At 71.7% G+C, this 5,357-nt stretch carries 2 protein-coding genes; one reads left to right on the top strand and one right to left on the bottom strand.

What is annotated here, in order from left to right; all coding sequences use genetic code 11:
• Positions 1-1,380, bottom strand: a 1,380-nt coding sequence (locus tag KBI44_21345; protein MBP9147031.1) for a hypothetical protein, incomplete at its 3' end; no start/stop codon positions are given.
• A gap of 96 nt (positions 1,381-1,476) precedes the next feature.
• Between KBI44_21345 and KBI44_21340 the strand changes: the two genes are divergently transcribed.
• Positions 1,477-5,313 carry a membrane dipeptidase gene (locus tag KBI44_21340; GenBank protein MBP9147030.1) on the top strand — a complete coding sequence of 1,279 codons (3,837 nt, stop codon included), beginning with the start codon at positions 1,477-1,479 and terminating at the stop codon, positions 5,311-5,313.
• Positions 5,314-5,357 lie beyond the last annotated feature (44 nt).

Below are 5,357 nucleotides of genomic sequence, written 5' to 3'. Positions count from 1 at the left end.
CTCGGCGCCGGTGAAGTCGCTCCGTCTCTCCGCGAGCAGGCCCTCGGCTTCGAGCCGGAAGATCTCGGGGCGCACCCGATAGGTCGGATCGGGATCGTTCTTCGCGACCTCGATGGCGACGACCTCGTGGCCGACGGTCTCGAGATCGGCCATGGCGAGGCGCGTCTCCCCCGCGAGCCCGGCATCGGCCTGCGTGCTGGCGGCAATCGCCGCGAGGGCGCGGGCGAAGGCGAAGTCGAGCCGCGCCCCCGGCCCGGCGACCGGCGGCAGCGGCCAGGAGGCGACCTCGCCCTGCCAGTCGCCGCTCTCGATGAGGTAGCCCAGGCGCATGCTGGCGAACGATCCGCCCAGGGTGGAGTCCGGGTCCATCGAGTGTCCGGGCTCTTGCGAGGGCTTCTCGGTCTCCGCCCTCTCGCGGCAGGCGACCAGGGTCGCCCGCGCCTCCTCCATCTGGCCGAGCTGGCGATAGGCGTAGCCCAGCCAGTTCGGATAGTGACCGCAGCGCGCCGGATCCTTGCCCTTCGCCGCGCGCATCCGGTTCACGGCGGCGAGCGCGGCGATATTGGTGTCGACCGTCTCCGGCCACATACCGAGTGCCAAAAAGATGTGCGAGGTCATGTGGATGGCGTGTCCGGCGTCGGGGGCGACCTGGGCGTAGAGCTCGGCGGCGCGCCGCCCGAGCGGTGCGTGGGTCGGGTCGTCGTAGCAGTGGATCAGGTAGTGCAGCAGGCCGGGATGCTCGCGGTGCTGCATCCAGGCCTCCTCGAGGAGGCCTGCGGCGCGCATGTAGCTCGCCACGTCGCGCCCGGAGTGGGCGGTGCCGAGGATCGCGAGCGCGTGGAAGGCGACGGCGTCGACGTCGTCGGGATAGCTGGCCGCGAGCTTCGCCATCGCCTCCTCATAGCGGAAGTCGCGCGCCCGCTTACCGGGCTCGCCGCCCTCGGCGCCGGGAGCGTCTTCCGCGTAGAGGATCTCGACGGTGTCGAGCCAGGCTTTTTCGCGCTCGGTCGGCGCCTTGGCGCGGCGCTCCGCCGCGGTCGGCGCGAGGCGGGCGAGTGCGGCGCGCGCCGCGGCGGCGTCCTGCTGCATCCAGATCGGATGGTTGTAGGTCATCGCCTCGCCCCAGTAGGCCATGGCGAATCCGGGATCGGCGGCCTGCGCGCGGACGAACGCCTCGGCGGCGGCGTTGTATTCGAAGTCGTGGAGGAGCGCGAGGCCGGCGGCGAAGTCGGCCTGCGCGAGAGCGGCGCCCGAGTTCGCGAAGTCGACGCGCCCGAAGCTGCCGGAGGTCGTGGCAGACGCGGCCCCGGCGGCCCCGGCGGCCCCCGAAGCCAGCGAGGCGGCGAGGAGCAGAAGCAGAACGCGAGCGGCGACGGGCATCGGAACCCTCCTCGAAATGCGGTGACGTGCAGCTGAGAACTGGTCCCGGGATCCTACCCTTCCGCACGCCGGCCGTGCACGTGGCTAGAATCCGGTATGGCGCCTCTCTCCCCGCATCGCTCCGCCGCCCGCTCGTCTCGCCTCGCCGCCGGCGCTCTCTGCCTTCTCGCCGGTTTCGCGCTGCTCCCGGCGAAGCTCCTCGCGACCGCCGCCAACGTTCTGCCCTCGGTCTACGAGCCGGCCGGCACCGGCGGCTACGCGGCGCTCGAGCGGGCGCTCGCGAAGCTCCAGACGCATCGCCGGCTGCTGGTCATCGGCGCCCATCCCGACGACGAAGACACGTCGGCGCTGGCGCTGGTCTCGCGCGAGCTCGGCGGTGAGGCGGCCTACCTCTCGCTGTCGCGCGGCGAGGGGGGGCAGAACCTGATCGGACCCGATCTCGGCGAAGCGCTGGGAGTTCTCCGCACCCAGGAACTGCTGGCGGCGCGCGGCGTCGATGGCGCGCGGCAGTACTTCACCCGCGCCTTCGACTTCGGCTACACCCGGTCGCTGCCGGAGACCTTCGGCAAGTGGCCGGAAGAGGCGCTGCTCGCCGACGCTGTGCGCATCCTTCGGCGCTTCAAGCCGCAGGTCGTCCTGTCGGTCTTCGGCAACGATGGCTCGGGCGGGCACGGCCAGCATCAGGCGGCCGGGCACACCGCCTTCCTCGCCTTCGCACGATCGGCCGAGGCGCTGCCCGCCCTCGACGAGAGCGGCGAGACGGCGGCCCCCTGGAAAGCTCAGGCGCTCTTCCGCGCCGCCTGGTTCGCGCCCGAGAGCGCCACGGTTTCGCGGCCGCTCGGTGCCATCGACCCGTGGAGCGGGCTCTCGACGCTGCAACTCGCGATGCGGTCCCGCAGCCAGCATCGGTCGCAGGACATGGGGCGGCTCATCGAGCTCGGTCCCCGCGACGGCAAGTACACGTTCGTCGAGGGGCCGGGCGGCGCCGCAGGCAACGACCTCTTCGCCGGAATCGACACCTCCCTCGCGGGGCTCGCCGCGACCCTGGGCTCGACGCCACTCGCCGTGGAAGTGCGGCGGGAGCTCGAAAGCGCCGCCGCCGAGATCGCGGCTGCGGAGGCCGCCCTGCGCCCCGAGCGCATGGCCGACAGTGTGGCGCCGCTCGTGCGCTCTCTCGCGGCGCTCGACCGGGCGCGGAGTGCCTGTATCGAGAGCGCAGTACCCGGCGCCCGGCCGGTCGCCGAGCTCATCGCCGAGAAGATCGCGATCGGCGAGCAGGCGCTGCTCATCGCGAGCGGTGTGGCGCTCGACGTCTTCGTCGACCAGGCGGAGCTCGTGCCGGGCGAGCCGGTGAAGCTCACCGTCGCGCTCTGGAACGCCGGCCCGAGGGGAGTGAAGCCGCTCGGCCTCGAAACGGAGGGCGAGCTGGGCCGCACGCTCCCGACCGCGGCAGGCTTCGCCGGGCAGTTGGTCGCTCACGTCGAGATCGGCGCCGGCGAGCTCGTGCGCTTCGAGCAGACCCTCACGGTGCCTCCGGATGCGCGCGCGTCGCGCCCCTACTTTCTCGAGCTGCCGCGACGAGACGACCTCTACGATTGGAGCGCCGCCGCGGAGGCGGCGCGCGGCGAGCCGTTCGGCGAGCCGGTGCTCTCCGGCCGGGTCACGCTCGAGGTCGGCGGTCGCTCGGTGCGCCTCGATCGCGAGGCGGTCTACCGCTACGCCGACCAGGCGCGCGGCGAGATCCGCCGGCCGGTCGTCGTCGTGCCGCGTCTCGAGCTCAGCGTCTCGCCCGAGGTCGCGGTCTGGGCGAACGGCGGCCCTGCGCCGGAGATCGCCGTCGATCTGGCTTCGCACGTCGCGGCGCCGCTCGCCGGCGTGCTCACCTTCCGTGGAGACTGTGGCGGAAGGGCGCCGAGGACGATCCCGTTCCGGATCGACGAAGCCCGCGGCAGCGCGAGCCTCCGCCTCCCGGTGCCGGACTGCCCTGTCAACGGCACGGCCCGCTTTGCGCTCACGGTCACCGCGACTGCCGGCGACGAGCGTTCGCGCGCCGCCGCGCCGCTTCTCGACTATCCGCATGTCCCGCCGTCGCCGCTTCGGGGCAGCGACCGCTTCCAGCTGGTGCGCGCCGACATCGGTCTGCCGGCGCTCGGCCGCGTCGGCTACGTGCTCGGCGCCTCGGACAGGGTGCCGGAGCTCCTGGCCGACATCGGGGTGCCGATCCAGATCTTGAGCGCCGCCGACCTCGAGAACGGCGATCTCGCGCGCTTCGACGCCATCGTGATCGGAAGCCGCGCCTACGAGACCGACCGCGCCCTGCAGAAGGCGAACGGGCGGCTTCTCGACTACGTGCGCGGTGGCGGCCTCGCGATCGTTCAGTACCAGCAGTATCCGTTCACCGACGGCGAGTTCGCACCCTACCGGCTCGAGTTGTCGCGCCCGCACGGCAGGATCACGGACGAGACGGCGCCGGTCGCGCTCCTCGTCGCGGATCATCCTGCGTTCACCACCCCCAACCGGATCGGTCCGGCCGACTGGGAGGGCTGGGTGCAGGAGCGCGCTCTCTACATGCCTTCCACCTGGGAGGCGGCCTACACGCCGCTGCTCGAGCTCCAGGACCCCGACCAGCCGGCGCAGCGCGGCGGGCTGCTGGTAGCAGGGCTCGGCAAGGGGACCTACGTCTACACCGGCCTCGCCTTCTTCCGTCAACTGCCGGCCGGCGTGCCGGGCGCCTACCGCCTCTTCGCGAACCTCCTGGCCTTAGGCAGGAGTGGCGCAGAGCGCCAGGCGGCGTTCGCGGCGCGCGGGCAGGAGCTCGCCGACCGATTCCTGCTCGTCGACACCCACATCGACGTCCCCTACCGTCTGAAGAACGAGATGGAGGACATCTCCCTGCGCACGGCGAAGGGGGACTTCGACCACCCGCGCGCGGTCGAAGGCGGCCTCGACACGACGTTCATGTCGATCTACATTCCGGCGAAGCTCCAGGAGGCGGGCGGCGGCAAGGCGCTCGCCGACGAGCTCATCGACATGGTGGAGGGGATCGTCCGGGCGGCGCCTTCGAAGTGGGCGCTGGCGACGACGCCGGAGCAGGCGCTCGCCAACCGCGCCGCGGGCAGGCTCTCGTTCGCGCTCGGCATCGAGAACGGCGCCGCGATCGAGGACCGGTTGGCGAATCTCGCCCACTTCCACGCCCGCGGCGTGCGCTACGTCACTCTGACGCACGGCAAGAACAACCTGATCTGCGACTCGTCTTACGAGACGCCGGAGAATCGCCTCTGGCACGGTCTGTCGCCGTTCGGCCGCGAGGTCGTCGCCGAGATGAACCGGTTGGGGATCCTGGTCGACCTCTCGCACGTCTCGGACGAGGCGTTCGACCAGGCGCTCGCCCTCTCCCAGGCGCCGCCCTTCGCCTCGCACTCCTCCTGCCGGCACTTCACCCCCGGCTTCGAGAGGAACGTCGACGACGCGCGCATCCGCGCTCTCGCGGCGAAGGGCGGCGTGCTGCAGATCAACTTCGGCTCGTCGTTCCTCAGCGCCGCGGCGAACAAGAACGCAGTCGACGGCTTCCTCGCCCAGGCCGCCTACCTCAAAGAGAAGGGCGTCACCGAGGACTCTCCCGAGGCCAAGGCGTTCGAAGAGAAATGGAAGCAGGAGAACCCGCTGCCGCGTGCCACCCTCGACGACGTCGTGGCGCACATCGACCATGTCGTCGAGATTGCCGGCATCGACCACGTCGGCCTGGGCTCCGATTTCGACGGCGTCGGCGACAGCCTTCCTTACGGCCTGCGCGACGTCTCGATGTACCCCAACCTCTTCGCCCGCCTCCTCGAACGCGGCTACAGCGAAGCCGACATCGAAAAGATCGCCGGCGGCAACCTGATGCGCGTCTGGCGCGCAGCCGAACGGGTGGCGGAGGGGTTCCGTCGCTAGGTCGTGGCGCCGGCCTCGACGGGCACGGCTGGGTCTCTCGCTCG

It is taken from the genome of Thermoanaerobaculia bacterium, assembly GCA_018057705.1.
Lineage (GTDB): Bacteria > Acidobacteriota > Thermoanaerobaculia > Multivoradales > JAGPDF01 > JAGPDF01.
Note: the sequence above shows the minus strand (reverse complement) of the source record. Positions and strands in the feature narration are given on the sequence as shown.

Bases quoted from the DNA above. Each gene is read 5' to 3' on its own strand.
- KBI44_21340 (MBP9147030.1), top strand. From the start codon at position 1,477: ATGGCGCCTCTCTCCCCGCATCGCTCCGCCGCCCGCTCGTCTCGCCTC.